This window comes from Saccharomonospora sp. CUA-673, assembly GCF_001942305.1.
GTDB lineage: Bacteria > Actinomycetota > Actinomycetes > Mycobacteriales > Pseudonocardiaceae > Prauserella.
Window position 1 is genome coordinate 1 of the sequence record NZ_MKKE01000018.1, and the last position, 25,015, is coordinate 25,015.

28 protein-coding genes and 3 pseudogenes are annotated in these 25,015 nt (G+C 69.9%); 11 read left to right on the forward strand and 20 right to left on the reverse strand.

Annotation, left to right across the window (positions count from 1 at the left end; genetic code table 11):
* Nucleotides 1-292, reverse strand: a 292-nt coding sequence (locus BJF85_RS09985; RefSeq protein ID WP_139320562.1) for a transposase, incomplete at its 3' end; no start/stop codon positions are given.
* A 196-nt stretch (nucleotides 293-488) separates the two neighbouring features.
* On the opposite strand from BJF85_RS09985, the gene BJF85_RS09990 reads away from it, so the two are divergent.
* Nucleotides 489-1,751: a D-arabinono-1,4-lactone oxidase gene (locus BJF85_RS09990; RefSeq protein ID WP_075846800.1), complete on the forward strand. Its 1,263-nt coding sequence runs from the start codon at nucleotides 489-491 to the stop codon at nucleotides 1,749-1,751.
* Nucleotides 1,752-1,802: 51 nt separating this feature from the next.
* Nucleotides 1,803-3,029: an ethanolamine utilization protein EutH gene (gene eutH, locus BJF85_RS09995; RefSeq protein WP_075846801.1), complete on the forward strand. Its 1,227-nt coding sequence runs from the start codon at nucleotides 1,803-1,805 to the stop codon at nucleotides 3,027-3,029.
* Between the two features lie 30 nt (nucleotides 3,030-3,059).
* Here eutH and BJF85_RS10000 read toward each other — a convergent pair whose 3' ends face one another.
* From BJF85_RS10000 to BJF85_RS29960, 8 genes and pseudogenes are all read right to left on the reverse strand, one after another.
* Nucleotides 3,060-5,441 (reverse strand): xanthine dehydrogenase family protein molybdopterin-binding subunit, encoded by a 2,382-nt coding sequence (locus tag BJF85_RS10000; RefSeq protein ID WP_075846803.1) that lies wholly within the window; start codon nucleotides 5,439-5,441, stop codon nucleotides 3,060-3,062.
* A gap of 87 nt (nucleotides 5,442-5,528) precedes the next feature.
* Nucleotides 5,529-5,963, reverse strand: a complete 435-nt coding sequence (locus BJF85_RS31325; RefSeq protein ID WP_369822139.1) for a hypothetical protein — start codon at nucleotides 5,961-5,963, stop codon at nucleotides 5,529-5,531.
* Nucleotides 5,964-5,975: 12 nt separating this feature from the next.
* Nucleotides 5,976-6,415, reverse strand: a pseudogene (locus BJF85_RS31330) (acetyl-CoA carboxylase biotin carboxylase subunit); the annotation flags it as partial.
* A gap of 191 nt (nucleotides 6,416-6,606) precedes the next feature.
* Nucleotides 6,607-6,870: pseudogene (locus BJF85_RS29950) on the reverse strand (biotin carboxylase N-terminal domain-containing protein); the annotation flags it as partial.
* Nucleotides 6,867-7,106, reverse strand: coding sequence for an acetyl-CoA carboxylase (locus tag BJF85_RS10010; protein WP_075846805.1), 240 nt, complete (start codon nucleotides 7,104-7,106; stop codon nucleotides 6,867-6,869). The gene BJF85_RS10010 and the pseudogene BJF85_RS29950, both read right to left, overlap by 4 nt.
* A 16-nt stretch (nucleotides 7,107-7,122) precedes the next feature.
* On the reverse strand, nucleotides 7,123-8,100 hold the full coding sequence (locus BJF85_RS10015; RefSeq protein ID WP_075846807.1) for a biotin-dependent carboxyltransferase family protein: 978 nt from the start codon (nucleotides 8,098-8,100) through the stop codon (nucleotides 7,123-7,125).
* Nucleotides 8,097-8,330: a hypothetical protein gene (locus BJF85_RS29955; protein ID WP_255375530.1), complete on the reverse strand. Its 234-nt coding sequence runs from the start codon at nucleotides 8,328-8,330 to the stop codon at nucleotides 8,097-8,099. The genes BJF85_RS10015 and BJF85_RS29955 overlap by 4 nt, the downstream gene beginning before the upstream one ends.
* Before the next feature lie 74 nt (nucleotides 8,331-8,404).
* Nucleotides 8,405-8,995, reverse strand: a pseudogene (locus BJF85_RS29960) (allophanate hydrolase subunit 1); the annotation flags it as partial.
* Between the two features lie 120 nt (nucleotides 8,996-9,115).
* Between BJF85_RS29960 and BJF85_RS10025 the strand changes: the two are divergent.
* The 3 genes from BJF85_RS10025 to BJF85_RS10035 all read left to right on the forward strand — a co-directional run bounded on the left by BJF85_RS10025 (nucleotide 9,116) and on the right by BJF85_RS10035 (nucleotide 12,260).
* Nucleotides 9,116-10,558 carry a PucR family transcriptional regulator gene (locus BJF85_RS10025; RefSeq protein ID WP_075846894.1) on the forward strand — a complete coding sequence of 481 codons (1,443 nt, stop codon included), beginning with the start codon at nucleotides 9,116-9,118 and terminating at the stop codon, nucleotides 10,556-10,558.
* A 32-nt stretch (nucleotides 10,559-10,590) separates the two neighbouring features.
* The gene (locus tag BJF85_RS10030; protein WP_075846809.1) at nucleotides 10,591-11,364 is read left to right on the forward strand and encodes a LamB/YcsF family protein; all 774 of its coding nucleotides are present in this window, start codon (nucleotides 10,591-10,593) and stop codon (nucleotides 11,362-11,364) included.
* A 155-nt stretch (nucleotides 11,365-11,519) separates the two neighbouring features.
* Nucleotides 11,520-12,260, forward strand: a complete 741-nt coding sequence (locus BJF85_RS10035) for an MBL fold metallo-hydrolase (protein ID WP_075846811.1) — start codon at nucleotides 11,520-11,522, stop codon at nucleotides 12,258-12,260.
* 158 nt (nucleotides 12,261-12,418) lie between these two features.
* Here the strand turns inward: BJF85_RS10035 and BJF85_RS10040 are convergent, their stop codons facing one another.
* From BJF85_RS10040 to BJF85_RS10055, 5 genes are read right to left on the reverse strand one after another with little or no spacing between them, the layout of a single operon-like run.
* Complete coding sequence (locus BJF85_RS10040; protein ID WP_075846813.1) at nucleotides 12,419-12,766, reverse strand: hypothetical protein; 348 nt, start codon at nucleotides 12,764-12,766, stop codon at nucleotides 12,419-12,421.
* On the reverse strand, nucleotides 12,753-13,145 hold the full coding sequence (locus tag BJF85_RS10045) for a hypothetical protein (RefSeq protein WP_075846815.1): 393 nt from the start codon (nucleotides 13,143-13,145) through the stop codon (nucleotides 12,753-12,755). Before BJF85_RS10045 ends, BJF85_RS10040 begins: the two co-directional genes overlap by 14 nt.
* Nucleotides 13,142-13,378: a hypothetical protein gene (locus tag BJF85_RS29965; RefSeq protein WP_255375531.1), complete on the reverse strand. Its 237-nt coding sequence runs from the start codon at nucleotides 13,376-13,378 to the stop codon at nucleotides 13,142-13,144. The genes BJF85_RS10045 and BJF85_RS29965 overlap by 4 nt, the downstream gene beginning before the upstream one ends.
* Nucleotides 13,348-14,358 (reverse strand): NRAMP family divalent metal transporter, encoded by a 1,011-nt coding sequence (locus BJF85_RS10050; protein WP_255375532.1) that lies wholly within the window; start codon nucleotides 14,356-14,358, stop codon nucleotides 13,348-13,350. The genes BJF85_RS29965 and BJF85_RS10050 overlap by 31 nt, the downstream gene beginning before the upstream one ends.
* Before the next feature lie 8 nt (nucleotides 14,359-14,366).
* Nucleotides 14,367-14,801 carry a hypothetical protein gene (locus BJF85_RS10055; RefSeq protein ID WP_139320563.1) on the reverse strand — a complete coding sequence of 145 codons (435 nt, stop codon included), beginning with the start codon at nucleotides 14,799-14,801 and terminating at the stop codon, nucleotides 14,367-14,369.
* A gap of 181 nt (nucleotides 14,802-14,982) precedes the next feature.
* Here BJF85_RS10055 and BJF85_RS10060 point away from each other — a divergent pair, with 181 nt between their 5' ends.
* Nucleotides 14,983-15,309, forward strand: coding sequence for a DUF6221 family protein (locus BJF85_RS10060; protein WP_075846819.1), 327 nt, complete (start codon nucleotides 14,983-14,985; stop codon nucleotides 15,307-15,309).
* Nucleotides 15,310-15,399: 90 nt separating this feature from the next.
* Here BJF85_RS10060 and BJF85_RS10065 read toward each other — a convergent pair whose 3' ends face one another.
* The 4 genes from BJF85_RS10065 to BJF85_RS10080 all read right to left on the reverse strand — a co-directional run bounded on the left by BJF85_RS10065 (nucleotide 15,400) and on the right by BJF85_RS10080 (nucleotide 17,214).
* On the reverse strand, nucleotides 15,400-15,690 hold the full coding sequence (locus BJF85_RS10065) for a DUF4235 domain-containing protein (RefSeq protein WP_075846896.1): 291 nt from the start codon (nucleotides 15,688-15,690) through the stop codon (nucleotides 15,400-15,402).
* Complete coding sequence (locus tag BJF85_RS10070; RefSeq protein ID WP_075846821.1) at nucleotides 15,687-16,013, reverse strand: DUF3618 domain-containing protein; 327 nt, start codon at nucleotides 16,011-16,013, stop codon at nucleotides 15,687-15,689. Before BJF85_RS10070 ends, BJF85_RS10065 begins: the two co-directional genes overlap by 4 nt.
* Nucleotides 16,010-16,426, reverse strand: coding sequence for a phage holin family protein (locus BJF85_RS10075; protein WP_075846823.1), 417 nt, complete (start codon nucleotides 16,424-16,426; stop codon nucleotides 16,010-16,012). The genes BJF85_RS10070 and BJF85_RS10075 overlap by 4 nt, the downstream gene beginning before the upstream one ends.
* 149 nt (nucleotides 16,427-16,575) lie before the next feature.
* Entirely contained in the window at nucleotides 16,576-17,214 is a 639-nt protein-coding gene (locus BJF85_RS10080) for an SDR family oxidoreductase (protein WP_369822136.1), read from the reverse strand.
* A gap of 194 nt (nucleotides 17,215-17,408) precedes the next feature.
* Here BJF85_RS10080 and BJF85_RS10085 point away from each other — a divergent pair, with 194 nt between their 5' ends.
* Nucleotides 17,409-17,756, forward strand: coding sequence for a MerR family transcriptional regulator (locus BJF85_RS10085; protein ID WP_075846898.1), 348 nt, complete (start codon nucleotides 17,409-17,411; stop codon nucleotides 17,754-17,756).
* A gap of 9 nt (nucleotides 17,757-17,765) precedes the next feature.
* On the opposite strand, the gene BJF85_RS10090 is transcribed toward BJF85_RS10085, so the two are convergent.
* The gene (locus BJF85_RS10090) at nucleotides 17,766-18,050 is read right to left on the reverse strand and encodes a TrmH family RNA methyltransferase (protein ID WP_255375533.1); all 285 of its coding nucleotides are present in this window, start codon (nucleotides 18,048-18,050) and stop codon (nucleotides 17,766-17,768) included.
* A 305-nt stretch (nucleotides 18,051-18,355) separates the two neighbouring features.
* Nucleotides 18,356-19,363 (reverse strand): LacI family DNA-binding transcriptional regulator, encoded by a 1,008-nt coding sequence (locus BJF85_RS10095; protein WP_075846825.1) that lies wholly within the window; start codon nucleotides 19,361-19,363, stop codon nucleotides 18,356-18,358.
* Nucleotides 19,364-19,549: 186 nt separating this feature from the next.
* Here BJF85_RS10095 and BJF85_RS10100 point away from each other — a divergent pair, with 186 nt between their 5' ends.
* The 4 genes from BJF85_RS10100 (at nucleotide 19,550) to BJF85_RS10115 (ending at nucleotide 25,015) form a co-directional block, all read left to right on the forward strand.
* A complete protein-coding gene (locus BJF85_RS10100) occupies nucleotides 19,550-20,974 on the forward strand; it encodes an L-fucose/L-arabinose isomerase family protein (protein WP_075846827.1) in 1,425 nt (474 codons plus the stop codon).
* Complete coding sequence (locus tag BJF85_RS10105) at nucleotides 20,971-22,479, forward strand: FGGY-family carbohydrate kinase (protein WP_075846829.1); 1,509 nt, start codon at nucleotides 20,971-20,973, stop codon at nucleotides 22,477-22,479. The genes BJF85_RS10100 and BJF85_RS10105 overlap by 4 nt, the downstream gene beginning before the upstream one ends.
* 96 nt (nucleotides 22,480-22,575) lie before the next feature.
* A complete protein-coding gene (locus BJF85_RS10110; RefSeq protein ID WP_075846900.1) occupies nucleotides 22,576-24,039 on the forward strand; it encodes a sugar ABC transporter ATP-binding protein in 1,464 nt (487 codons plus the stop codon).
* Nucleotides 24,032-25,015, forward strand: a complete 984-nt coding sequence (locus BJF85_RS10115; protein WP_075846831.1) for an ABC transporter permease — start codon at nucleotides 24,032-24,034, stop codon at nucleotides 25,013-25,015. The genes BJF85_RS10110 and BJF85_RS10115 overlap by 8 nt, the downstream gene beginning before the upstream one ends.

The following is a 25,015-nucleotide window of genomic DNA, read 5'->3' on the forward strand; positions in this document are numbered from 1 at the left end:
AAAACGCCGAAGCAGACTTCAGGATCTCATTGGCTCTCTTCAACTCGCGGTTCTCACGCCGTAGCCGCTTCAGCTCATCGAGTTCATCACTGGAGGGACCGGGCTCTTCCCCAGCATCCCTGCGTGATTGCTTGGCCCAGTTATGCAGCGTGTGCGGTGAGACGCCGAGTTTCTCACCTGTGGCTTCAGCAGCCCTCCATCGCGAGGATTCCTGCACTCTGCGGTGATCTTCCATCATCCGCAGCGCCCGGTCCTTGAACTCCGGGGTATAAGACGTTCTGTTCCTGGTCATAATCCGATCCTCCTGAATCACATAGATCGGAACAAGACCCAGTACGGTTCACAACGACCCACCACCGTTCTGACCTGGCCTTGTCAGCACGCACGAGGCTGATCTATGTTGCCTGCTCGGACGTCCTAGTCGGGTGCCGACGACATGATCGCGCTCGCCTGCACACGGTCGACGACCGTGAGATCGGAGCATTGACGTGACCGAGCCGCCGCTGTCCGCGCCGACTAGCTACGACCGGGTCTGGACCAACTGGGCCGGCAACCACACCGCCACCGCCGCCATGTACTCGCGGCCACGCGACGAGGCCGAAGCCGTCGAAGCGGTGCGGTACGCGATCGGGCAGGGCATGAACGTGCGCGTCGCCGGGACGGGACACTCGTTCACCCCGATCGTGCCCACCGGCGGACTCATGCTCGACCTCACCGGGCTCAGCGGCGTCACCTCCACCGACCCCGCGCGGCTGCGCGCCTCGGCGCTCGCCGGCACCACCGTCGGCCAACTCGGCGACCCGCTGTGGGACGCCGGACTGTCCCTGTCCAACCAGGGTGACATCGACAAACAGGTCATCGCCGGCGCCATCGCGACCGCCACGCACGGCTCCGGCATCGAACTGCCCAACATGTCCGCCGCCATGACGGGCGTGCGGCTCATCAACGGACACGGCGACATCGTCGAAATCGGCGAGAACGACCTGCGCGAACTACGCGCCGCACAGGTCGCCATCGGCTCGCTCGGCGTGATGCTCGAGGTCGAACTGGCCGTCTCCCCCGCGTACTACATCACCGAGGAAATCAGCTACCGGCCGTGGGAGGAGATCGAATCCTCCTGGGACGAACTGATCGCCAACCACCGGCACTTCTCGTTCTTCTGGTGCCCCGCCGACCACTCCGTCGACCTGTACCAACTCCCCGCGCCGCCCGACCAGCCGATGCGCAACCACTGCTACGTCAAGATCTACGACGAGGTCGAGATCACCGAACCCGACGGGATCGTGTCCGACGACGTCGGCAACCGCACCGACCGCGCATACCGCGTCTACCCCGGCGGTTACGACGAACCCTTCCACGAGATGGAATACATGGTGCCCGCCGAGCACGGCCTCGAGGCGCTGAACAAGATCCGCCGACTCATGCTCGACGAGTTCCCCGACCAGCTCTACCCCATCGAGGTGCGCTGGACCGCCGGCGACGACGCCTACCTGTCCCCGAACTACCAGCGCGCCACCATGGTCATCTCCGTGTCCGGCGCGCCGGGCACCGACTACTGGCCGTTCCTGCGCGCCGTCGACCAACGCCTGCAGGAGTACCAGGCCCGCCCGCACTGGGGAAAGATCCACTTCATGACCCGCGACCGGCTCGGCGAACTGTTCCCCGAATTCGACACCTTCCTCGCCGTCCGCCGGGAATTCGACCCCGACGGAACCTTCCTCAACGACCACCTACGCCCACTACTGCGGTGACATCGCCGCCCCGCGCGCCATCGCCCCGCGCGGGAGGAGAGGACAAGGACAATGGAGTCCTTCGGGAACGTAGTCATCTACATCATGATGGCGTTCGTCATCATCGGCGCCGTCGCCTCGATCCGCAACGACCAGCACGGACTCGGTAAGGAATTCAAGGAAGGCCTGCACTCCATCGGGGCCATCTTCATCCCTGTCGCCGGGATCATGGCCGCCATCCCCTACCTGTCGGCACTCGTCGAATCCGTCGCGGGCCCGCTGTTCGACGCCATCGGCGCCGACCCGGCGATCGCCGCGACCAGTCTGATCGCGGTCGACATGGGCGGATACCAACTGGCCCACGAGACCGCCGCCACCACCGGCGGATGGATCATGGCCAGCGTCGTCGGTTACATGGCAGGCGCCACGATCATCTTCACCATTCCGGTCGGCCTCGCCATGGTGGACCGCCGCGACCACCGGTACATGGCACTCGGCGTCATGGCCGGCGTCCTGGCCATCCCGATCGGCGTCCTCATCACCACGACCATGCTCGTCGCGACGTCGACGACCGTCCGCGGCGACGTGTCCGGCGACAGCGCCTCGAACGCACCGCTGTCGGGTTTGGACACCGGCGCGATCCTGCTCAACCTGCTGCCGTTGGCCGTCTTCGTCGTCGCACTCGCCGCGGCACTCTGGTTCGCGCCCGAGCTCATGATCCGACTGTTCATCTGGTTCGGACGCATTCTCGACGCGCTGCTCAAGCTCGTGCTGGCCGTGAGCATCATCGAGCACTTCACCGGCGTGTTCTCCGCCGTTTTCGGTGGCTGGGGATTCGATCCGATCATCGCCGACGCCGAGGACCAGTACCGCGCACTCGAGGTCGCCGGCAACATCGGCATCATGCTCGCCGGAGCGTTCCCCATGGTGTACGTCCTACGCAAGGGACTGGCGCGCCCGCTGGGCGCGTTGGGACGCCGCGTCGGGATGAGCGCCGAGGGCACCGCCGGACTGCTGGCCGCCATGGCCAACGTACTGGCCCTGTTCCGCCTCGTGCGGCACATGCCGCCGAAGGACAAGGTGCTGTGCATCGCGTTCGCCGTCTGTGCGGCGTTCCTGGTGGGCGACCACCTGGCGTTCACAGCGAACTTCCAACCGAACCTCATCCTGCCGCTGCTGGTGGGCAAACTCGTCGGCGGCATACTGGGGATCGGACTGGCGGCGCTCATCACGATGCCGGCGGTGCGTGCCCTCGCCGCCGAAGAACGCACCGAGGACACCACCGCCACCGCTTCCTGACGATTCCTACGCCCACTACTGCGATGAGCACTACCGCGACGACCGCTGTGCCGACGTGATCGCCTCCCATACCCGGAACGGGGTCACCGGCATGTCGACGTGGTTGACGCCCAACGGCTGCAACGCGTCGATGACGGCGTTGACGACCGCGGGTGTGGAGGCGATCGAACCCGACTCCCCCGCACCCTTGGCGCCGAGCGCGTTCGTCGGCGACGGCGTCACCGTGTGGTCGAGCGTGAAGTCGGGCAGGTCCGGGGCGCCCGGCACGAGGTAGTCGGCCATCGACGCGCTCGTGAGGTTGCCGTCGTCGTCGTACACCGCGTCCTCGTACAACGCCTGACCGATGCCCTGTGCGATCCCACCGTGCATCTGACCATCCACAATGGCCGGATTGATCACGGTGCCGCAGTCGTCGAGCGCGTAGTACTCAGGAATCGTGACCCGGCCGGTCTCGGTGTCCACATCGACGACACAAATGTGCGTACCGAACGGGTAGGTGAAGTTCGGCGGGTCGAAGAACTGTTCCTCGGACAGACCCGGTTCCATACCCTCCGGCAGATCCGCCGCCAGGTACGCCGCACCCGCGACCTCCTGGATCGTCACACTGCTACCGCCCGACACTCCCGCCACCGAGAACGCGCCGTCGGTGAACTCGAGGTCCTGTTCGGACGCCTCCAACATGTGCGCAGCCAACGTGCGCGCCTTCGTCACGACCTTCTCGCACGCCAGATACACCGCCGTGCCACCGACAGCGGCACTGCGCGAACCGTAGGTGTCCAAACCGTACGGCGCCGCCCGGGTGTCGCTGTGCACCACCTGGACGCTGTCCATCGGCACACCCAGACGATCCGCGACGATCTGCGCCCACGTCGTCTCGTGCCCCTGGCCGTGCGGCGACGTTCCCGTCACCACCTGCACCGCGCCCGTGGACAGCATGCGCACGCTCGCCATCTCCCACCCCGGCGCTCCGAGACGCAACGCGGCGGTCATCTTCGACGGCGACAGGCCACCGTTCTCGGTGTAGCTGCACAGTCCGATGCCCAGCTGGACCCGCTCGCCTGCCTCCCGCCGGCGGCGCTGCTCGGCGCGCAACCGGTCGTAACCGGCCAGGTCGAGAACCTTGTCGAGCGCGAGCGGATAGTTGCCGGAGTCCATCTCCAAACCCGCCGGCGTGGCCGCGCCGTTGTCGAACGGCGGGTGATAGTTGCGCCGGCGGACCTCGGCCGGGTCCATCCCCAGCCGGCGGGCCAGCGCGTCCATCGCCCGCTCCACGCCGTAGATGCCCTCGGTCCGGCCCGCGCCGCGATACGAATCGGTCGGCGTCTTGTTCGTGAACACGCCCTTGCACTCGATGGAGAACGCACCGAACGAATACACGCCGGGGAAGATGAACGCGCTCAACAACGGGATCCCGGGCGTCAACAACTGCAGATAGGCACCCATGTCGGCGAGGATGCGCACGCGCATGCCCAACAGCGTGCCGTCGTTGCGCGCCGCCAGCTCCACGTACTGCACCTGCCCCCGCCCGTGCGTCATCGTCTGACCGTCCTCGGTGCGGCCCGCGACCCACTTCACCGGCCGGGACAGCCGGCGGGCCAGAACGATGCCGATGCATTCCTCGGGATAGACGTTGAGCTTGCCGCCGAACCCGCCGCCGACGTCGGGCGCCACGACGCGCAGATCCTGCTCGGGCACCGAGCACACCCCGGCCAGCACGCTGCGCAGGATGTGCGGGATCTGCGTCGAGGAGTACAGCGTGAAACCCGAACCGGTCGGTTCCGGCACCGCCACGATCGCGCGTTGCTCCATCGGCGTGGGCTGCAGCCGCTGCTGCACGTAGCGCTCCGCGACGTGCACGTCGGCCTCGGCGAACGCGGCGTCCACCTCGCCCGTGGCCAGTTCCCACGTGTAGCTCTCGTTGGTGCCGAACTCCTCGTGCACATGTGGTCCACCGGCGAGGCTCTCCTCCACGTCGAGAGCCGGGTCGGCCGGCTCGTAGTCGACGTCGATGTGCTCGAGCGCGTCCTGGGCCGCGGCGGCGTCGGCCGCGGCGACCACCGCAACTGCCTCGCCCGCGAACCGCACGTGGTCCACGGCGACGGGCAGGTGCTCGGGGATCCGGATGTCCTCGGTCACCGGCCACGCGCACGGGATGCCGGCCCACTCGTCGGCGAGGTCGGCACCGGTGTAGACGGCGACCACGCCCGGCATCCCCGCGGCCTCGGTGACGTCGATCGACGCGATGCGGGCGCGCGCGAACGGACTGCGCAGGACGGCGACGTGCACGGTGCCCGGCGGGGCGATGTTGCCGGTCCAATTGCCCTTCCCGGCGAGCAGTTGCGGATCTTCCCGACGCGGGACCGCAGTTCCCACATTCGGACGGGCTGTGGTCCGGACCTCGGTCTCGGTCATGGTTCACCCTTTCTGCAGAAGCGTCTGACGCTGTCGAACCGACGGTGGTGCGGTGTCCGTGGGGATCGGGCCGGCGACCTCGTGCGGCTACGTCGAATCCGGCAACAGTTCCTCCAGCCACCGGGTGTGCACGGCTCCGGCGCGGAGGTCGGGTTCGTCGAGCAGCCGGCGGTGGATCGGCACCGTCGTGGCCACCCCTTCGACCCGCAGTTCGGCCAGGGCCTGGCGAGCGCGGGCGAGCGCGGTGTCCCGATCGGGCCCGAAGCAGACGAGCTTGGCGATCATCGAGTCGTAGAACGGGCTGATGCGGTCGCCGGCGACGAAGCCGGTGTCCACCCGCACGCCCGGACCACCGGGAAGGTCCATACGCGACAGCGTTCCCGGGGTCGGCCGGAATCCCTCGTCCGGATCCTCGGCGTTGATGCGCAGTTCCACGGCCGCGCCGCGGACCTCCACCTCGTCCTGGGCGAACGAGATCGGCCGGCCGGCCGCGATGCGCAACTGCTCGCGCACCAGGTCCACGCCCGTGATCGCCTCGCTGATCGGGTGCTCGACCTGGATCCGCGTGTTCATCTCGATGAAGAAGAACTCGCCGCCGGGCGTCAGCAGGAACTCGACCGTGCCCGCGCCCAGATAGCCCACCTGGCGCGCCAACCGGACCGCGGCCTCGTTGATCTCCGTCCGCGTCTGCGGCGACAACCCCGGAGCCGGAGCCTCCTCGATGAGCTTCTGCCGACGCCGCTGCACCGAGCAGTCCCGTTCGAACGTGTGCACCACGGTGCCGGCCGCATCGGCCAGGACCTGCACCTCGATGTGGCGGGCGCCGTGGATCGCGCGTTCCAGGTACACCGTGTCGTCGCCGAACGCCGAGCGCGCCTCGCGCGCGCCGCGGGCAGGGCGTCGGCCAGTTCGTCCGGTGTGGACACCGGGCGGATGCCCCGTCCCCCACCGCCGGCCGCCGCCTTGATGAGCACCGGGTAACCGATGTCGTCGGCGGCGCCTGGGCCGCCTCGATGTCGTCGACCGGGCCGCTGCCCGGTACGACCGGGACGTCGGCGCGTCGCGCGGCCGCGCGGGCGGCCGCCTTGTCGCCCATCGTCTCGATCGTCGACACGCCGGGTCCGACGAACGTCAGGCCCGCGTCGGTGAACTCCTTGACGGCCCCGGCCCGCTCGGACAGGAACCCGTAGCCGGGATGGACGGCGTCGGCGCCGGTCGACCGCGCGGCCTCCACCAGGGCGGTCGAGTTGAGGTACGACTTGGCTGCGGCCGACTTGCCGATGTGCACCGCGGTGCCGGCCAGCTGCACCCACCGGCTCTGCTCATCGGCGTCGGAGTAGACGGCGACCGTCTCCAGGCCCTCGGCGTGCGCGGCGCGGATGATGCGCACCGCGATCTCACCGCGGTTGGCCACGAGAACGCGTCTCATGTGCCACCCAGCCGCACGAGGTCCTGACCCACGTCGACCTCGTCCCCGTCCTCGACGAGAAACTCTGCCGCGGCACCCTCCGCGTCGGCCTTGACCTCGTTGAACGTCTTCATCACCTCGATCAGGGCGATGGTCTGGCCCGCGCTGATCGGCGCACCGTCCTCGACGTAGACGGGCTTGTCCGGGGCGGGCCGCCGGTAGAACACACCCGGCATCTGGGCCTTGATCGTCGTCATGATTCGCTCCTGCCTCCTACCGTGCGAGTTCGCGGCGGACCCGTTCGATCCGCTCCCGGCGGTCCCGTCGGGCCGCCAACGCCGTGTCCAGGTCCACCGAGGTGAACCGCACCGTGTCGCCGGTCTTGGTCTGCGCGATGCGGTCGCGGTCCACCGAGATGACGGTGCCGATCGTGGCGTAGCCGCCGCCGGTGACGGCGTCGTTGAGCAGGACGATCGGCTCGTCGCCACCGGGGACCTGGATCGAGCCGACCGGGTAGCCCAGGTCGACGACGTTGGCCGGATCGCTGCCGGCGCCGAAGGGCTGCTGCCGTTCGGTGAAGTCGAGCCGCCCGCCGCGCAGCCGGTAGCCGACCCGGTCGGCGTCCTTGGTGACCTTCCAGTCGGTGTCGAGGAACGAGGCCAGCGCCTCCTCGGTGAGCCGGTAGGAGCACAGCCCGATGACCGTGCGCAGCTCGGCGGGCGCGCTCAGGTCCGGCTGCAGATCCTGCGGAATCGCCGCGCCGGCGCGGCCCGATCCGGTGGCGGCTCCCAGCGGGAGTGTCTCGTCGTCGACGAGCTTGCGCCCGTGGTGGCCGCCGATGCCGGTCAACGTGTACGTCGAGCGCGACCCCAGATATACCGGCACGTCGACGCCGCCGCTGACCGCGACGTAGGCCCGGCAGCCCGCGCGGATCATGGCGAACGCGAGTACGTCGCCCGGTCCGACGCGCACCGCGGTCCACGGTTCGACGGGTTCGTCGTTGACGGTCACGGGCACGTCGGCGCCGGTGACGGCCACCAGCCGCTCGTCGGTGAACTCCAGCGTCGGGCCGATGTAGGTGCCTTCGAGCACCCCGGCCCCGTCGGGATTGCCGACGAGCAGGTTGGCCACGACCGCCGCGTAGGCGTCCATCGCACCGGAGGGCGGCATGCCCGTGTGGTAGTAGCCGAACCGGCCCGTGTCCTGCACCGTCGTGTACAGACCACCGGATCGCACCAGCAGGTCGCTCATCGGTACAGCACCTCCAGCAGCTCGCGGTTGACCGCGTCGGGGTCGGCCAGCAGCGCGGCCGGTTCGAACTCGACCTCGCGGATCCGGTAGCGGAACGTGCCGTTCTCGACCTCCGCGCGCGTCTGCTCGAACTCGGCCATGTCGATCGCCCGGTACCGCAGGACGTCGTTGGCCTTCGGGAAGCAGATGTCGTCGGCGAAGTCGGGCAGGCTCTGCGACAGGTCGAACACCGGCGCCGGCGCATCCCGAACATCTGGTACCCGCCGGCCCCGCGCACCGGGTAGACGACGGCGAAGGCGCCGCCGAACCCGAACGTGCGCTCGGGGGTGTCGGTGCGGGGACGGACGTACTTGGGCACTTCGATCTGCCGTTCCCGGGGCACCAGCTGGTAGCAGAACGGCAGGCCGGGCACGAAGCCCAGCATCGTGACGATCCACGGGGCGCCGGTCATCGCGTCGATGACGCCCTGCACGGCGTCGAAACCGTTGATGCGCGCCGCGTACTCGAGGTCGGTGGCCTCGGGGTCCTGGTGGCGGTCGCGGAACCGCATGAGCGTCTCGTGGGTCCACGGGTCGTCGAACAGCACCGGCACGTCCACCACGCGGGTCTTGAGCACGTAGTCGTCGGGCAACGAACCGACGGTCGACTCGAGCCGGCGCAGCTCCTCGACGAGCTCGCGCGGGTCGAGCCGGTCGGGGTCCACCTGGACCATGTAGGACGCGTTCGACGGGCAGATGTCGACGATGCCGTCGATGCCCTCCTCACGCAGGGCGTTGGTGACGGCCATCCCGGCGAAGTTCGCCTCCAGGCTCATGGCCTGGTCCAATTCCACGAAGACGAACTCGTCCCCGCCGTACTCGTAGCGCGGGGGCGGCAGCTGGATCTTCTCCGCCATCGTCCTGCCTCCCTGTGTCGGCGATCACATCAGGGTGCACCGCGTGGCGACGTTCCCGCTATCGACACTCTGCACAAAACGACGGCGCGGACTTGGCCGAACTGTGCGAAAGTGCTGGGTATGCCCACCGCGCGCGAGCTGACCCGGGACCCGCAGCTGGGGTTGACCCTGCGTGCGGGTGACGGCGGCGCGGATCGGCCGATCTCGTGGGTGCACTCCAGCGAACTCGACGACCCCACGCCGTTCCTCGCCGGCGGCGAGCTGCTGCTGACCACCGGAATCGCGTTGCCCCGCGGCGCCGACGGGCAGGCCGCCTACGTCGGCCGACTCGCCGCGGCGGGGTTGTCCGGGCTCGGGTTCGGCATCGAGCTCGGCCACGACACGATCCCGGAGACGTTGTTGACGGCGGCCGAGCGTGCCGGGTTGCCGGTGCTCGAGGTTCCGCACCGCACGCCGTTCATCGAGATCGGCAAGGCGGTCTCGCAGGCATTGGCCGACGCCCGCAGTGCCGAGACGCACCGGTTCGAGTCGGCCCGCACGGCGTTGACGACCGCCGCCATGTACGGCGAGGACCTCGGCGGCGTGATCAACCGGTTGTCCGTCGAGCTCGCGGGGTGGGCGATGCTGCTCGAGCCCGACGGCAGGGTCGTGCACGCCCGGCCGGCGGACGCGGCCGAACGCACGGCCTCCGTGGTCGCCGACCTCGACCGGCTCCGCACCGTGCGCCCGCCTTCGAGCATCGGCATGTCGACGGCCGGTGAGCACGTGGCGGCGCATTCGCTGGGCGGCGGCAGCACCCTGGCGGGCTTCCTCGTGGTCGGCCGGGCCGAGCCGTTCTGCCCGGTCGACCACCACGTCACGCACGCGGCGGTCTCGCTGCTGTCGATCGCGTTGACCCGAACCCGGACCGCGGCCGACGTGCGGCTGCGGACGGTCGCGTTGACGCTGCTGTTGTCCGGGCAGCGGGCCGCGTTCGACGAGCTCGCCGGTCCGCTCGGGCTGCGGCTGCCCGAGCCGCCGGTGGTCGTGCTGGCCGGGTCGGGGCATTCGCCCACGCTCGTGGATTCCGGTGCCGCGGCCGACCTCGTGGCCGGGCAGCTCGACGGGCAGTTGATCGCCGTCGCCTCGGCCTCACAACACCTGCCCTCGGCACGGCATCTGGGGGTATCGGCGCCGACCGGTTTCGGCGGCCTGCCGGTCGCCCGCCGACAGGCGGCGCAGGCGTTGGCGGAGGCCACCCGCCGGGACGCCGCGGTGGTGCGCTTCGACGACATCGGCGTCGGACTGCTGCCCGACGCCGCCGATCCGGAGGTCGTGGGCCGCGCCGAGGCGGTGCTGCGTCCGTTGCGCGAGCACGACGAGCGGCAACGCGGCGAACTGGTGCGCTCGTTGCGCGTCTGGCTCGCGCACCACGGTCACTGGGACCCCGCGGCGACCGAGCTCGGCGTGCACCGCCACACGCTGCGGTACCGGATGGGCAAGGTGGCCGCGCTGCTCGACTGCGATCTCGACTCCCCCGATGTGCGCGCGCAACTCTGGCTGGCGATCCGCCTCGTGTCCTAACGTGACAGGACGCGTGAAAGGTGGGACAGGCCATGAAGACGCTCATCGACCTCAATGCCGACGCCGGCGAGAGCTTCGGTCGCTGGAAACTCGGCGACGATGCCGCACTGCTTCCCCACGTCAGCTCGGTCAACGTCGCCTGCGGCTGGCATGCCGGCGATCCGGCGACGATGCGCCGCTCGGTGGCGTTGGCCGCCGCCAACGGGGTGGCGCTCGGTGCGCACCCGGGGTTTCCCGATCTCGCGGGGTTCGGCCGGCGGGCTATGGCGCTGAGCCCCGCCGACGCGGCCGACACCTGCCTCTACCAGTACGGCGCGCTGCGTGGGTTCGCCGACGAGGCGGGCGTGGACCTGGTGCACGTCAAACCGCACGGCGCGCTGTACGGGTTGACCCTGCGCGAACCGGACGCGGCCACCGCCATCGCCGAGTCGATCACCAAGGCCGATCCCAACCTGCTGCTGGTGCTGTTGGCAGGGCCGACCGCCGAACGCGTGCTGGCCGACGGCTTTCCGGTGGCGCGCGAGGCGTTCGCCGACCTCGACTACGACGACAACGGCCACATCATCATCGAGCCCGTTCCGGAGGCGAAGGACCCCGAGGCGTGCGCGCAGCAGGCGATCGACGTCCTCCGCGGCGGCGTCACGTCCGTGAACGGCACGGCGATCGACGTCGACGCCGACACGATCTGCCTGCACGGCGACCGTCCCAACTCGGTCGAGATCGCCCAGGCCATCCGCGCCCGCTTCGAACGGGAAGGGGTGCGCACGGCACCGATGCACGAGGTGGTCGCCGCCCGCGGCCGGTGATGCGGGCCGGGACCCTTCCCGCCGCCGTCATCGTCGCACCGCGGACGGCTGTCCGCGGGGATCGCGCGCGCCGGCGAGCGATTGGGGCGCGCATGCTCTCCGTTCGTCCGGGTAGCCCCCGACCACGAACGCACCCCCGGCACCGGGAGGTCGGCATGCTGACGACGAACGTCGCGGACGGTATCCACCGCATCGAACACGCGCACGTCAACTGGTTCCTCGTCGAGGACGACGACGGCGTCACCGTCGTCGACGCGGGGCTTCCGACGTCCTGGGACCGTCTTCGCGGCGCCATGGCCGAGGTGGGCAGGCCCCTGCGGGACATCACGGCACTCCTGCTCACCCACGGCCATTTCGACCACCTGGGCATCGCCGAACGCCTCCGGTCCGAACTGGACGTTCCGGTCCTCGTGCACGACAACGACGTCCCGTTGACCCGTCATCCGCGTCGGTACGGCCGCGCGCGCCCGGTCAGCACGTACCTGGCCACTCAGTTCCGTGCGCTACCCCTGGCCGCCGGCTTGCTGAGGAATCGCGCCTGGTGGCCGCGGCCGGTGCGCGAGGTGCACCGCCTCCGCGAGAAGCAGCTGACGGTGCCCGGCGGACCCAGGGTCGTCTTCACCCCCGGCCACACGCTGGGTCACTGCGCCTTCCACTTTCCCGACCGCGACGCGGTGATCGCCGGGGACGCCGTCGTCACGCTCGACCCGTATCGCGCGACGACCGGACCGCGCATCGTCTCCGGCGCAGCGACCGCGGATCCCGAACGGGCCCTCGAGTCACTGGACGGGATCGCCGACACCGGGGCGCGGACGGTGCTGGTCGGCCACGGCCGGCCGTGGACCGACGGCGCCGAACGCATGGTGGAGCTGGCGCGGCGGCACGGACCCGGATGACCCGTGCCCCCGCGACCGTTCCTCACCAAACGCTGCCCGGCCGCAGCAGAGGCTGTCACAGGATCCACTCGCCCAGGGTGTCGACGAGCTCGTCCACGCTGCCGCCGACGCGCGAGCGCTGTCCGATGTGGTCACCATCGCCCGGCGCCGGTGGCGTGTCAGACCTCGGTGAACCTCGGGAGTTCGGTCCACGGACATCGCAGCTGCACCGTCGCCGCCTCCAGGCCCTCAGCCTCCAGAGCCTGCAGGTCCACCGTGTCCCACGGGGCGTACCGGGTGTGGCGGTGCAACCACCGGATCAGCGCCTGCAGCAGCGCGGGGCCACGCTCCTCGATGCGTTCGTAGCCGAACAACCGCCAGTCCCTGTTGCCGACCACGAACCCGTCGACCATCAGCACGGTGCCCCGTCCGAGCTCGTGGTCGGCACGCACCCGCACGTCGATGACCACACCGCGTCGGCCTTCACGGTCGTACACGGGCGCGCCGAGCAGCTCATCCGCTCGCATGTCCCGCCCCCGGAATCCGCGCGACGATCCGGCGAGCACGGTCGGTCGCGGGGTTCGCCGTCGCCTCCGCGCCCGCGGTGGTGAGGCGGATCTCCGACTCGACGCCCGTGACCGTCTCGACGGGCACGCGTCGCTCGGGATCCGCCCCGCCGACGAGCGCCGCCGCCGCAGCCAGCGGCCGCGCGATCCACCGTGGAAGCCGTCGCTGCAACGTCGCGATGCCGGTGAGGAGCGCGACCACCTCGAGCCGTCCGTCGTCGCGCAGGCGAAGCTCGACGTCGTCGACCATGCCCACCGAGACGCCGTGCGGGTCGACGAGTTGCCGATCCATCAGCTCCGTGCCGAGGTCCAGTGTTTCCCGTCCGTGCCAGTCGGTCATGCGCCCATCCCCGTCACCACCAGAAGCGGAACCGCGGCGACCGCGGCGACGATCACCACGGCCAGCACCGCGATCCCGAGTCCGTTGCTCAGCCTGCCGTTGACGTGCTCGCCGAGGTAGTCGCTGTCGTTGGCGGCGATGAGCACCGGCAGGTACGTCAACGGCAGCGCCACCGCGGAGAAGATCAGCGAGTACTCGGTGATCATGATCGGATCGATGCCGGTCTGCACCACCAGCGCACCGACCAGCAGACACAGCGCCACCGTGATGTGGAACCGTGCGGCCCGCACCGGGCGCAGCCGCTTGCCCCACGGCCAGCGAAGTACTGCGCGAGCATGTAGCCGCAGGACAACGCGGTCTCCAACGCGGCTCCCACCGTGGCCATGAAGAACCCGAACAGCACCACGGCCGTACCGGCCACTCCCATCGACAGTGCGATCGGCAGCACGACCTGTCCGAGTGTCTCGACGTCCATGCCCGCGGGTAGCAACACGGCCGCCGAGACGGCGGCGATACTCAGCGACAACAGCCCGCCCAGCGGAAAGCCGATGAGCACGTTCACGCGCTGGCTCGGAATGTCCTCGGGTCGCCAGTTCTCCTCCGCACCACCGGAACTGAAGAAGAACACCTCGTACGGCGTCATCGCCGCGGCGAACAACGCCACCGCGTAGTACAGGTAGGTCGGCAGCGGCTCACCCGCGGGCGGCGCGACACTCGTCGCCTGGCCGGCCAGGGCCGCCCAGTCCGGGTCGATCCACCAGAGCGCCAGAGCGAACGCGACGATCGCGAGTCCGGCCAGTCCCAGCGCCTGTTCCATCGCGGCGAACTTCACCCGCCACACCACGAGCCACAGCAGCACCGCGACCGGCAGGATCCACACGATGTGCGGGATGCCGCTGGCGAGTTCGATCACCAACGCCACGCCGCCCATCTGTGCGGCCAGCGTCAGCAGGGTGACCAGGAACGATGCGATGAGGTTCGCCAAGGCGGCACGGGGCCCGAGCTTGTCGCGGATCAGCCCGTAGACCGGCCGTCCCGACGCGGCGACGACCCGCCCGGACATCTCGGCGAAGACACAGATGCCGATCACGCCGAGCACCAGCACCCACGACAGGCTGAGGCCGTAGCGGGCGCCGATGGTCGCGTTGGCGACGATGTCACCGATGTCGACGAACCCGCCGATCGCGGTGAGCACCCCCAACGTCAGGGTCATCAGCTTCCTCACGACAGCCCCAGTCGCTCGAGACGGGTCGCCGCCGGTTCCAGTTCGGCGTGCAGACGGGACAGCCGCCCGCGGTCCCCGGACTCGGTGGCGGCCATGAGCGGAGGCATCGCGTCCTGAAGGCGGCCAGCCACCCGGAGCAGCGCAGGCGTGCGCGGATCGGACTCGGTGAGACCGGCGATCTTCTGCCGCTCGTCGTCGAGCGTCTGGGCCGCGTCGTCCAGCATCACACCGAGTGCGGGGCGGGGAGCGTCCCCGCGCATCGCCGCCTCCGCCACCAGCACCATCACCTGTGCCTGCGAGTACACCGTCCCTCCCGCACGTTCCAGTTCGTGCGGTGCCGGCGCCGAGCTGGCGCAGGCCGCCAACGTGCAGACGCACGCCAGGGAGGCCAGCGCACCGGCCACGCCGCGTCCACGCGGTCGCGCCTGCATCGTCGTGGTCCCCTCTTCCGCAGCCTTCCGGGTTCGACGCCGCCATGGGTTACCAGTCCACGTGCGGTTCACACAGGACGGTGCCGATTCACCGATCCACACGGGACACTTCGGGCGAAATCCGTCACATCCGGCACCGCATCCGACGTGTACGCCGCGTGTGCGGGGGAAGCCCAGGGACATGACCGACGATCACAACGACCTGGTGACATTCGTCCGAACCCGCCTGGACGAGGACGAACAGCGGCACGCCCAGCAGCTGCTGCCGTACCTGGACGAGGCCGAGCGCCGCGGGCGGATCCGCATCATGCGCACCGACGACGGACAGGGACTGCACCTGGCGGCGGGCCCGCTGGCAGCGCAGGAGGAACGGGCGCCGGTCCCGTTTCCCGACAAGGTGACCTACCTCCGCCGCGAGGTCACCGACCACGGCGACCCCGACACGCTGAGGCTCATCGCCTCGGTCTACGCCGGGCATGCCGACTGGCGGCCCGAATGGGAACTGTGAGCACCCGTCGACGTGGATCGGGCGGCGAACCACTGCGGGATCGCCGCCCGATCCACACGGACATGGGCCACGGGCCGGATCCGTGCGTCCTCACCGGACTGCAGAGCTGCCCCGTGCCTGGTCGTCGCCGGGCCAGGAGCCCGTGGCGTGCTCGTAACCAGAGGCGCCGGCCCGGTCCACCGCCGCCTTGACGGCGCCGAACACCGCGCCCTGCAGCGCACCCGCGAGCACGACCTCCCACGCGGGATACCGGCGATCGGTGGCCTGCGGTGCGGTGTCCTCGTCGCTGATGCGTTTCCACACCTGCCCGAACAGCGTCGTCGCCAGCATTCCACCCGCGGCGCCGACGGGGATACTGAGCGCCTTGTACAGCATCTTCATCGGGTCGCCCTCCACACGATCACACCGCCGCACACGAGCACGGCGAGCGTGGCCACGACGACCGGGCCCCGGGTGTCCACCGAGGACGACCGCAGGCGGTCGATCCGACCTTGCGCGTGCGCCGCGGCCGCGACTGCCACTGTCCGCAGCCGGCTGCGGACAGTGGCGGTGCGCTCCGCGGCCAGATCCTTCGCACGGTTCGGCACGTCCAACTTGTACGCCAGCGCCCGTGCCGTCTCACCGAGCTCCTTGCGGGTGAGCTCGATGTCCACCCGCGCCTGGTGCGGATCCTTGGGAAAGGACGACTCGTCGCGTTCGTTCATCGCCGCATCGACTCCTTCACACTCGCCACGTCGGCTCGCACACTCTCGGCGGCTTCGGTCGGCACCGGCGGGCCCGCCTTGGTCACCGACCGGCGTCCGGCCAGCGCGAGCACGCCCGCCACCACCAGCAGGCCCCCGCCGACGAGGAGCGCGGCCGCCCATCCGGGCACGACCAACGCCAGCGCGAGGACGGCGGCGGCGACGAGCGTCGCTCCGCCGAACAGCGCTGCCACGGCGGCAGCACCACCGAGACCCGCGCCGAGGCCGTACCGCATGCCTTTGCTGCGCAGCTCGGCCGTCGCGAGGGTCAACTCGTCCCGGACGAGCCGGCTCACCTCGGCGGAAAGCTCCTCGACCAGCTGCGCCACCGACCGGTCGTCCGTGGCGGGGTCGCGGTGATCCTCGTAGACCATGACAACCTCCATCCCGTTCGCCCGGCCGGGTCGCCGACGCTGCGCCATGGCTAGCACGGCCGGGCACCGGCGAAACGTGCTCGAGCACGGGGCGAGGCTTGTCGCAGGTGCCGTGGCGCGTACGGAACGATCGGAACGCCGGGCCCGGCTCAGACCGCCCCGCCGAGAATCTCGGCCTGCAGGCGTTCCGGGTCGCCGGCCAGCGACCTCTTGACGTGCGCGCTCCATGCGTCGGCGAGCACCTCCGCCGCCCCTGCCTCGATCCCGTCGAGACCCGCACGGGCGACGGCAGCCGGGTCGCCCTTGGGCCCGTCGTAACCCGCGCTGAAGTCCGTGTCGATAGCGCCCAGGTGTAGACCGGTGACCACCGTGCCGCGCTCGGCCAGTTCGGTCCGCACACCGTTCGTCAATGCCCACTGGGCCGCTTTGGCCGCGTGGTAGCCGTTGGTTCCCGGGTAGGCATGCCACGACTGCGCCGACAACACGTTCAGGATCGCGCCGCCACCACCGGCCACGAGCACCGGGGCGAAGGCACGCACAACGGCGAGCGTGCCCCAGAAGTTCGTGTCCATCTCCGCGCGAATCTCGGCCGGATCACCGGAAACAAGATTGGTGAAACGGCTGATGCCGGCGTTGTTGATCAGGATCGTTACGTCCCCGGCCACGGCGGCCGCGGCGCGCACACTCTCCTCGTCGGTCACGTCCAGTCGAACGGGCACGACACCGGGCAGATCGACCGTCTCCGGCCGTCGGGCCGCGGCGTACACGCGGCGAGCGCCCCGTTCCACGAGCTGCCCGGCGAAATGACGGCCCAATCCGCGGTTGCGCCGGTGACGAGCGCTGTCGCACCATGGATCCGCCTGCTGCGAGCTGCATCGGTCGGAGTGTGCTGGCCGCTGTCGAATGTCGTCATGGCGCGTACGCTAGAACCTCACGTCCGCGTGAGGGGCAAGTCCGCATGCCGAAACCGCAGGGAGGGCCCGTGCGTATCGGAGAACTCGCGCGACGCAGCGGCGTCAGCGTTCGTGCACTGCGCTACTACGAGGAACAGCGACTCCTCGTCCCCGAGCGCACGCCGGCTGGGCAGCGCACCTACACCGAGGACGCCGCGGAGCGCGTCCGCACCATCCAGCAGCTCTACGCCGCGGGCCTGTCCAGCAGCCGGATCGCCGAGCTGATCCCCTGCATGGACACCGACACCACCACCGATCACCAGATCGCGATGCTCCGCGCCGAACATGCGCGCATCAGCACCCAGATCGAGAAGCTCACCACCACACTCACCCGACTCGACGGGCTCATCGACGCCGCGATCGAACGCCGGGCCTGAGCCGTCGGGTTACGCCGCACGCAGTGCGTGGAGCGCGATGCCGGCGGCGACGCTGACGTTCAGCGAGGTTTTCGTGCCGTGCATGGGAATCTCCAGCAGCACGTCGCACCGGTCGCGCAGGTCCGGGGCGATCCCGCGGACCTCGTCGCCGAGCAACAGCGCCACGTTCGCCGGTGGCTCGTACTCGCCCAGAGCCACCGCGGCCGGGTCGATCTCGAGCCCGACGATCGTGAAACCCTCGCCGCGCAACGAATCCAGCAGCGCGTGGACGTCGTCGTGCCGGCGCAGCGGCATCGTCTGCTCGGCCCCGGCGGCAGCTTGGCCAACCGGCGCGTCTGCCTCGCCGCCACGATCGGATCGCGCTCGTCGTCCGGCTGCTGCGGGTACGGCGTGAACCCGGTGACGTACACGGCCTCGACGGCGAACACGTCCCCGGTGCGCATCACCGATCCGACGTTGTGTGCCGAACGCAGATTGTGCGCGACGACGACGATCCGTCGCCGCTCCGCAGTTCCGCCCTGCTCCGGGACCCCGTTCTCCGAGTCCCCGTGCTGCTGTGTCCCGTCCACGACCCCGCAACCTAGCCGACGTCCGCCATGTCACCGCGCACGGTCGCCGCGCAGACTGCTGGCACGTTCGACGAGGGAGGTCTGCAGCGTCACCGTCCGCACCTGCCGCACCGGGTCGGCGATCCGCTCGAGCAGCATCTGCGCGGCATGCCGGCCGATGTCGTACGCGGGCTGGGCCACGACCGTCAGCGGTGGGTCGATCAGTGCCGTCCACGGGGCCTCGTCGAAGGTCACCACGCCCACGTCCGTTCCCGGCCGCACCCCCAGTTCGCGCAACGCCTCCAGCGCGCCGATGGCCATCGCGTTGTTCGCGACCACCACCGCGTCCGGACGTTCCCGCCTGCCGAACAGCTTCGCCGCCGCCGCACGCGCCCCCGACGCCCGGTACTCGGCACGCGCCACGACCGCCCGCCGCGACCCTCGGCCGGCGGCACGCAACGCGTCCCGGTAGCCGGCCGCACGGTCGTCGGCCGTGGGCACGCCCCGCGGTCCGGTCAGGCACGCCACCGCGGTGTAGCCCTGGGCGAGCAGATGCTCGGTGGCCACCCGTGCACCCATGCGGCTGTCGACCAGCACCGTGTCGGTCGGCTCGCCGGGAACCGGCCGGTCCACCGCGACGATCGGAACGCGCGCTTCCCGCAGCGGGACGAAGCTCGCTTCGACGGTCGTCGGCGACACGATCACACCGGCGACCTGTTCGGCCACGGCGACGTCGACGTAGCGGGCCTCCTTCTCGGCATTGTCGTCCGAATTGCACAGAACGACCGAGTAGCCCGCTTCCCGGGCGATGTCCTCGACCCCGCGCGCGATCGCGGTGAAGAACGGGTTCTCGACGTCCGAGATCACCAACGCGAGCACGGCCGTGGACCGGGTGCGCAGATTCCGGGCGGGGCCGTTCCGCCGATATCCCAGCTCCTTCGCCACGGCCAGCACCCGGTCGGCCAGCCGTTGATCCACAGTGGACTTGCCGTTGAGGACGCGTGAGACGGTCGCCGTCGACACCCCGGCACGGGCGGCCACGTCGTTGATCGTGATCACGCCAGCTCCTCCCCTGCCGATCGCCGACGATCGGATCCGAACGTCCTATTGACACTACCGGGTGACGAGGCATAGCTTCAAGAAAACGATTACTCGCCCAGTGGCCTCGACAGGACCAGGGTCTTCGTGGGCGCCGCCCGGACAATCCAGTTGAGCATCCATCGCCGTATGCGACCTGGAGGATCGATGGCACGAATCGGTCTGGTGAGCATCTCCGACGGCCGCGGTCACGTGCACGCGCGCAACGCCGACTTCATCACCAGCAAGCAGAACGCCCTCGCCGAAGCACTGGCTGACGCCGGCCACGAGATCGTGCAGGGCCGGGACATCGTGGCGACCAACGAGGCGGCCACCAGCGTGGCGCGGCAGGTCGCCGCGTCCGACGTGGACCTCACCGTCTTCTACTACGCGGTCTGGGCCTTCCCGCACTTCACCATGCTCGCCGCGGATGCGACCCGCAGTCCGCTCGTCCTCGTGGCCAGCACCGATCCCACCGAACCCGGCCTCGTGGGCAGTCTCGCCGCGGGCGGTGCGCTCGACCAGATCGGCCGCGCGCATACCCGGCTGGCCGGCGGACCCGACTCCCCCGACCTGATCGCCGCGATCACCTCGCAGGCCACGGCGGCATCGGCGGTGGCGTCGCTGCGCGGCTCGACGTTCGGACGTTTCGGCGGCCGTCCCATGGGCATGAACACCGCCGTCGCCAACACCGACCAGTGGATGCGTCTGTTCGGTATCGACGTCGAGGAGATCGACCAGTACGAACTGGTCCTCCGCGCCGACAAGGCGGATCCGGCCGAGGCCGCGCACGCCCGCCGGTGGCTGGAGAAGCACGCCGCCGCGGTGCGCTACGACGGCAGCGCCTTGACGCCCGAGCTGTTGGAACGTCAGCTCCGGTCGTACCTCGCCGTCCGCGACATCATCGCCGAACGCGCCATCGACTTCTCCGGTATCAAGGCTCAGCCCGAACTCACCGAGAACTTCGCCACGATGGACGTCACCGAGGCGTTCCTCAACGACCCCTACGACTGGAACGGTCCGAAGCACCCGCACATCTGCGCCACCGAGGCCGATATGGATGGTGCCCTCACGATGCAGCTGCTCCACCGCATCGCCGGGGTTCCGGTGTTGTTCGCCGACGTGCGCCACTATCACCCGGACCTCGACGTCTGGGATCTGTGCAACTCCGGGCAGCACGCCACGTGGTACGCCGCCCGGAGCGACGATCCGTCCGAGAACCTGGCAGGCGTCACCCTGCATCCGGAGGTGTTCTTCTTCCCGGCAGGCGGCGCCTCGGTCCAGCACATCGCGGCACCGGGCGAGATGACGCTCGCACGGTTCACGAGACTGCACGGCGAGTACCGGCTCCATCTGATGCGCGGTGACTTCCAGCTCTTCGACACCGACACGACCCACCGTCTGGTCACCGCGTCCACACCGGAGTGGCCCCACGCGTTCGCCAGGATCGACACGTCCGCGCAGACGTTCCTGACGCGCTTCGGGTCCAACCACATCCACGCCGTACCCGGCGACCACCGCGACACCCTGCGCGCGGCCGCGGCCATGCTCGGCATCACCGTCGACGAGTTCACCCGGGAATCGGCACCATGACACGGCTGGTCATCGGCATCGACATCGGCACCTCGAGTTCCAAGGGCGTGCTCGTCGACGAACACGGCGTCATCCGGGCGCGTGCCGGCCGGCCGCACGGGGTGTCGATGCCGCGTCCAGGGTGGGTGGAACACGACGCGGAAGCCGTGTGGTGGGCCGATTTCGTGGACCTGGCCGGTGAGTTGTCCGCAGCCGCCGACACCGCCGGGCCGGACGCCACACTGTCCGGCCTCGCCGTCAGCGGGATCGGACCGACCCTGCTGCCGGCTGACGAGTCCGGCGCTCCCCTGCGTCCGGCCATTCTGTACGGAGTGGACACCCGGGCGACCGAGCAGATCGATGCGATCACCGCGGAGATCGGCGAACAGGCCCTGCTCGAACGCGGCGGGTCGGTGCTCACCTCGCAGGCCGTCGGGCCGAAGATCCGGTGGCTCGCCGAGCACGAACCCGAGGCCTACCGGCGCACCGACAAACTCCTCATGTGTTCGTCGTACCTCGTGCACCGGCTCACCGGGCGGTACGTCCTCGATCATCATTCCGCCAGCCAGACCGATCCGCTCTACGACCTGGGGGCCCGCGCCTGGGCCGAGGATCTGGCCGGCCGGATCGCACCGGGCATCACGCTGCCCGAGCTGGTGTGGCCGACCGAGGTCGTCGGCGAGGTGACCCCACGCGCCGCCGAGGAAACGGGACTTCCCGCCGGACTTCCCGTGACCGCGGGCACGATCGACGCCTGGGCCGAGGCGACCAGTGTCGGCGTCCGCACACCCGGCGACACCATGGTCATGTACGGCACGACGATGTTCCTCGTCCAGGTCCTCACCGATCCCCGCCCGCACCGCGGGCTGTGGGGGACCTCGGGTGCGTTTCCCGGTACGTACACGCTCGCGGCCGGCATGGCCACCTCCGGCGCGGTCACCGACTGGCTGCGCGGACTCGTCGGCGGCGACTTCACCGCCCTCGTCGACGAGGCGGCTGCGGTTCCCGCCGGAAGCCGCGGCCTGCTGCTGTTGCCGTACTTCGCGGGGGAACGCACTCCCCTGTTCGACCCCGACGCCCGTGGCATCGTCGCCGGATTGACGCTCGAGCACACCCGCGCGGAGCTGTATCGCGCCGCGCTCGAGGGAATCGCCTTCGGCGTCCGGCACAACCTCGAGGCCATGACCGACGCGGGCGGCTCCGTCGCGCGCCTGCGCGCGGTCGGTGGCGGCACCCGGGGCGGGCTGTGGACCCGGATCGTCTCCGACGTCACCGGTGCACCGCAGGAGATCGCGCGCGAAACGGTCGGCGCCTGCTACGGCGACGCGATGCTGGCGGCCGCCGCGACCGGCATCTCCGACGACACCGACACGTGGAACCCGGTCGTCGCCACCGTCCGGCCGGATCCGCGGCGGCACGACCTGTACGACGAGTACTACCAGGCATACCGGCAGCTCTACGAGTCCACGCGGGGCATCGCCCACTTCCTGGCTCGGCAACAGCGAGCAGCAGCCCAGCAGACCTGACTCCGCAGCAGTCCGACCACTCGCCGGATCAACGACGATCGCGAGGAGGCAACCGTGACACGCGAGGCACGAGCGCCCGCGGTGAGGTTCGACCGGGTGAGCAAGACCTTCCCGGGGGTGCACGCGGTCGACGACGTCGACCTGGAGGTGGCGCCGGGTGAGGTCCACGTGTTCGCCGGCGAGAACGGCGCAGGCAAGTCGACGCTGATGAAACTCCTGGCTCAGGTCGAGGAGCCGAGTTCCGGCGTGATCGAGCTCCACGGCACGCCGATGCGGTTCCGCGGCCCCGGGCACGCCCGCGACGTCGGGGTCGCGATGGTGCACCAGGAGTTCGCGCTCGCGCCCGATCTCACCGTGGGCGAGAACCTGTTCATCGGCGGGGAACCCGGACGCGGCGGGTGGATCTCCCGGGGCCGGCAGCGCCGCCAGGCGCGCACCCTGCTGTCCCGGGTGGGCGCGGACATCGATCCCGACCGCCGGGTGGGCGCCCTCTCGACCGCGGCGCAGCAACGGGTCGAAATGGCGAAGGCACTGGCGGTCGAGGCGAGCGTCCTGATCCTCGACGAACCCACCGCGACCCTCACCCGGAACCAGACCGAGGAGTTGTTCGCGATCGTCCGCGACCTCACCGCCTCCGGCATCGCCGTGCTCTACATCTCCCACCGGCTCGACGAGATCTTCGAGATCGGTGACCGCGTCACCGTGATGCGCGACGGCGCGGTGGTCACCACCCGGCCGGTGTCCGAACTGGACGAGAACGCTCTCGTCACACTCATGGTCGGGCGCGCCGTGGACAACCTCTATCCGCGCCAACACGCCCGGCCCGGCCCGGTCCGGCTCGAGGTACGGAACCTGACCCGCCGCGACGTCGTCGACGACGTGTCCTTCGACGTCCGCGGCGGCGAGATCCTCGGGATGGCAGGACTCGTCGGCGCGGGTCGCACCGACGTCGCCCGCCTGGTGTTCGGTGCCGACCCCCGCGACCACGGCACAGTCACGCTCGACGGCACGCAAGTCCACATCAGACGCCCGGCGGACGCCATCGACGCCGGTATCGGCTATCTCACCGAGAGCAGAAAGACCGAAGGGCTGGCACTGCAACTCGGCGTCGACAAGAACATCACGATGGCGAGGCTACCGATGTGGAACGGGCTCATCAACCTCCGCGCCGAACGGTCCGTCGCCACCCGGCGGCGCGACGAGCTGGGAATCCGGGTCCCGTGGGTCGGCCGTCCGGTGCAGGCCCTCTCGGGTGGCAACCAGCAGAAGGTCGTCCTCGCGCGGTGGCTCGAGACGAAGGCCGAGGTGCTGTTCTTCGACGAGCCCGGCCGCGGCATGGACGTGGGAGCCAAGGCGGACATGTTCCGCGAGATGGACAGGTTGGCCGGTCACGGCAAGGCGGTCGTGTTCATCTCCAGCTATCTACCCGAATTGCTCAACATGTGCGATCGCATCCTCGTCATGCGCGGCGGACGTGTCGCGGGCGAACTCGCGAAGGAGGAGTTCTCCGAGGAGCGCGTCGTCGCACTCGCGACCCGAGCAAAGGACCAAAATGACTGATCAACGGACGAGCCGGGGATTGTCCGACCGGATGACCGGCGCGGTCTCCCAGGTCGCGGCGGCCGGTGCGCTCATCGTCGTCTTCGTCGTGCTCTCGATCGTCGCACCGTCGTTCCTGACCGCCGACAACCTGTTCAACCTGGGGTCGCAAACCTCCGTGAACGCGGTCATGGCCGTGGGCGTGACCCTGGTGATCATCACGGGTGGCATCGACCTGTCGGTGGGATCGGTCGCGGCGCTGTCGGGCGTGGTCGGCGTGCTGCTCATGGCCGAGTACGGCTTCGCGCCGACGCTGGCGATCACGGGCGGCATCCTCGTCGGTGCCACCGCCGGCCTGGTCAACGGACTGTTGGTGTCGGTCGTCGGCCTCCCACCGTTCATCGCCACCCTCGGCATGCTCAGTGTGGCCCGTGGGCTGGTGCTGATCGCGACGGGAGCGGTCGCCGTGTTCGGCGCTCCCGATTCGTTCCGCCTGCTCGGCCAGGGTGTGATCGGCGGGTTCCCGATACCGGTCCTGCTGATCATCGTGGTGGCCGCGGCCGGGTATCTCGTGCTGACCCGGACGAAACTGGGGCGCTACGCCTACGTCATGGGCTCGAACATGGAGGCCGCTCGGCTCTCCGGTGTTCCCGTCCGGTCGTACACGACGTCGGTCTACGTCCTGTCCGGTGCGCTGGCCGGCCTCGGCGGCATGATCGCCGCGTCGCGGATCAACTCGGGTCAGCCGAACTTCGGCGAGGGCCTCGAACTCGACGTCATCGCCGCGGTCGTGATCGGAGGGGCGAGCCTGTTCGGTGGCCGCGGCACGGTGATCGGCTCGCTCATCGGCGCCTTCCTCGTCGCGGTCATTCGCAACGGCGCCGTCCAGCTCAACATCGGGACCTTCTACCAGAACGTCCTCATCGGAGTGATCATCTGGATCGCCGTGTGGTGGGACCGCTACCAACGGCGCAAACTCAGTGGCGATACGGGGTAA

What these genes read in the sequence shown, in the direction of transcription:
- eutH (WP_075846801.1), top strand. Translation starts at nt 1,803, where the DNA reads ATGGAGTCCTTCGGGAACGTAGTCATCTACATCATGATGGCGTTCGTC.
- BJF85_RS10000 (WP_075846803.1), bottom strand. Translation starts at nt 5,441, where the DNA reads ATGACCGAGACCGAGGTCCGGACCACAGCCCGTCCGAATGTGGGAACT.
- BJF85_RS10010 (WP_075846805.1), bottom strand. Translation starts at nt 7,106, where the DNA reads ATGACGACGATCAAGGCCCAGATGCCGGGTGTGTTCTACCGGCGGCCC.
- BJF85_RS10015 (WP_075846807.1), bottom strand. Translation starts at nt 8,100, where the DNA reads ATGAGCGACCTGCTGGTGCGATCCGGTGGTCTGTACACGACGGTGCAG.
- BJF85_RS10025 (WP_075846894.1), top strand. Translation starts at nt 9,116, where the DNA reads ATGCCCACCGCGCGCGAGCTGACCCGGGACCCGCAGCTGGGGTTGACC.
- BJF85_RS10030 (WP_075846809.1), top strand. Translation starts at nt 10,591, where the DNA reads ATGAAGACGCTCATCGACCTCAATGCCGACGCCGGCGAGAGCTTCGGT.
- BJF85_RS10035 (WP_075846811.1), top strand. Translation starts at nt 11,520, where the DNA reads ATGCTGACGACGAACGTCGCGGACGGTATCCACCGCATCGAACACGCG.
- BJF85_RS10040 (WP_075846813.1), bottom strand. Translation starts at nt 12,766, where the DNA reads ATGCGAGCGGATGAGCTGCTCGGCGCGCCCGTGTACGACCGTGAAGGC.
- BJF85_RS10045 (WP_075846815.1), bottom strand. Translation starts at nt 13,145, where the DNA reads ATGACCGACTGGCACGGACGGGAAACACTGGACCTCGGCACGGAGCTG.
- BJF85_RS10050 (WP_255375532.1), bottom strand. Translation starts at nt 14,358, where the DNA reads ATGACCCTGACGTTGGGGGTGCTCACCGCGATCGGCGGGTTCGTCGAC.
- BJF85_RS10055 (WP_139320563.1), bottom strand. Translation starts at nt 14,801, where the DNA reads ATGCAGGCGCGACCGCGTGGACGCGGCGTGGCCGGTGCGCTGGCCTCC.
- BJF85_RS10060 (WP_075846819.1), top strand. Translation starts at nt 14,983, where the DNA reads ATGACCGACGATCACAACGACCTGGTGACATTCGTCCGAACCCGCCTG.
- BJF85_RS10065 (WP_075846896.1), bottom strand. Translation starts at nt 15,690, where the DNA reads ATGAAGATGCTGTACAAGGCGCTCAGTATCCCCGTCGGCGCCGCGGGT.
- BJF85_RS10070 (WP_075846821.1), bottom strand. Translation starts at nt 16,013, where the DNA reads ATGAACGAACGCGACGAGTCGTCCTTTCCCAAGGATCCGCACCAGGCG.
- BJF85_RS10075 (WP_075846823.1), bottom strand. Translation starts at nt 16,426, where the DNA reads ATGGTCTACGAGGATCACCGCGACCCCGCCACGGACGACCGGTCGGTG.
- BJF85_RS10090 (WP_255375533.1), bottom strand. Translation starts at nt 18,050, where the DNA reads ATGCCGCTGCGCCGGCACGACGACGTCCACGCGCTGCTGGATTCGTTG.
- BJF85_RS10100 (WP_075846827.1), top strand. Translation starts at nt 19,550, where the DNA reads ATGGCACGAATCGGTCTGGTGAGCATCTCCGACGGCCGCGGTCACGTG.
- BJF85_RS10105 (WP_075846829.1), top strand. Translation starts at nt 20,971, where the DNA reads ATGACACGGCTGGTCATCGGCATCGACATCGGCACCTCGAGTTCCAAG.
- BJF85_RS10115 (WP_075846831.1), top strand. Translation starts at nt 24,032, where the DNA reads ATGACTGATCAACGGACGAGCCGGGGATTGTCCGACCGGATGACCGGC.